Genomic DNA, 2,131 nt, shown 5'->3' with positions numbered 1-2,131 from the left:
ATCACCAAGTAGCCACGCATAGACCGCACCACTCGCGAAATCAAGCAAAAATATCCACGGATCACCCATGGCAAAAACTTTCAATTTTACGGGATGAGCCTCGCCATACCACTATGTGCCGCCATATCGGCTGTTTTGACAAAATTTATACTGAAAGCTTTAAAAATAGCGATCTACTAGCCATCCTAGTGAAATTTAGCCAAGCTTCAAATTCGCATCTGCCACGCCAGCAAAAATTTTTTAAAACGAACGCTGCATAAAATGCTTCAAAATAGCGTAAATTTGATAGCTTGCTAGTAAAATTTGCCACATAAAAGGCAAAACTCTTTTTTGTCTAAAAATCATAGCCTGCCTCGTATCGATGATTTACGCCCAAATTTAACCTGGACGTAAATTTACGAAGCAAAGAGCCAAAATCAGACTACACATATCCTTGATCTATCATCGCGTCAGCCACTTTTCTAAAGCCAGCGATATTTGAGCCAAGCACTAGGTTGCCCTCATCGCCAAACTCTTTACTAGTTTCATAGCTTAGTTCAAAGATGTGATTCATGATGCCATGAAGTCTGCGATCGACCTCCTCGAAACTCCACGAAGTCATGCCAGCATTTTGCATCATCTCAAGACCACTTGTTCCCACGCCGCCAGCGTTTGCTGCTTTTGCTGGAGCAAAGTGAAAGTCTTTTTGTGCAAGCATGAAATTTATCGCATCAAGCGTGCTTGGCATATTCGCGCCCTCAGCCACGAAGCGGCAGCCATTTGCGTAAAGCACTTTTATGTCAGCTAGGTGAAGCTCGTTTTGTGTCGCACACGGGAAGGCTCCGTCGCATGGCACGTCCCAGACGCCGTTTCTGCCCTCTTTGTATTCGCTCACGCTTACATATTTTGCATTTGGTCTAAATTTGGTGTATTCGCTAAGGCGAGCGCGTCTTACTTCTTTTAGCTCTTTAAGTACCGCTAGGTCGATGCCCTCAGCGTCATAGACATATCCGTTTGAGTCAGAGACGGTGATAGGCAGTGCGCCTGCTTGATAGAGCTTTTCGACTGTGTAGATGGCGACATTTCCGCTACCGCTGACGCTGCATTTTTTGCCCTCAAGTGATAGTCCAGCTTTTTTTAGCATGTTTTGTGTGAAATATACTAGTCCGTATCCAGTAGCCTCTGTGCGCGCTAGGCTGCCGCCCCAGTTTAGCCCCTTGCCAGTTAGGATGCCATCAAACCTGCCAGTTAGCTTCTTATACTGACCAAACATATAGCCGATCTCTCTAGCGCCCACGCCGATATCGCCTGCTGGCACATCCACGGTGTTGCCGATGTGGCGGTAAAGCTCACTCATAAATGCTTGGCAAAATCGCATTATCTCGCCCTCGCTCTTACCCTTTGGATCAAAGGTGCTGCCGCCTTTTGCGCCGCCGATATTTACGCCAGTGAGCGAGTTTTTGAAAATTTGCTCAAATCCAAGAAATTTTAGCACGCCAAGATCGACGCTTGGGTGGAGCCTTAGACCGCCCTTATATGGGCCAACAGCTGAGTTAAACTGCACGCGGTAGCCGTTATTTACCTTTGGTCTGCCATCATCGCCTGTGTATGTCACGCGAAAGATCACCGTGCGCTCAGGGATGACGATGCGCTCTAGGATCGCGTGTTTTTGGTACTTGCTCTCTCTTTTTATAAGCGGCTCTAGGCTGTTTAGAACCTCAGTCGCAGCTTGGACAAAGACGCCTTGACCTGGGTTGGTCTTCTTTATCCACTCCATCGTTTGTTCGATGTACTCGCTCATTTTTGCTCCTTTTTCCTTTTTTTGTAGTTAAATATTAACTCGGCTAGAAAAAATTTTTATTTAAAGATATTTTAATATTTTTATTTTGGGCAATGAGTGTTACATATCGAAACTAAATTTATAAAAAGTGGTTTTTGCATCATTTGTTGGGATAAATTTATAAAAGAGGATTTGGTTAGAGTGAGCCTAAATTTACTAAATTTGTGCCATCTCTTGCCAAAAATCAAGTGCTGCGTCGTCTGCTTGGACAAAATTTAGGATTTGCTGGGCTGATGGCATGGCTTCGCCGTTTAGCCTTGCTATATAGGTGCTAGCACTGTCTCTTATACACATCTCCGAGCCCACGAGACC

Annotated in this window: 2 protein-coding genes; one reads left to right on the top strand and one right to left on the bottom strand. The window is 45.0% G+C overall.

Going from position 1 to position 2,131, the window contains the following annotated elements:
• Positions 1 to 260 (top strand): hypothetical protein (locus Q0296_RS08110; RefSeq protein WP_298039149.1); only part of this gene is annotated, 260 nt, incomplete at its 5' end.
• A 161-nt stretch (positions 261 to 421) separates the two neighbouring features.
• On the opposite strand, the gene gdhA is transcribed toward Q0296_RS08110, so the two are convergent.
• A complete protein-coding gene (gdhA, locus tag Q0296_RS08105) occupies positions 422 to 1,780 on the bottom strand; it encodes an NADP-specific glutamate dehydrogenase (RefSeq protein WP_103633325.1) in 1,359 nt (452 codons plus the stop codon).
• Positions 1,781 to 2,131: the final 351 nt, after the last annotated feature.

The sequence above is a fragment of the uncultured Campylobacter sp. genome (assembly GCF_937890585.1).
Lineage (GTDB): Bacteria > Campylobacterota > Campylobacteria > Campylobacterales > Campylobacteraceae > Campylobacter_A.
This window is presented reverse-complemented; position numbering and strand designations above follow the sequence as displayed.

Bases quoted from the DNA above. Each gene is read 5' to 3' on its own strand.
- gdhA (WP_103633325.1), bottom strand. From the start codon at position 1,780: ATGAGCGAGTACATCGAACAAACGATGGAGTGGATAAAGAAGACCAAC.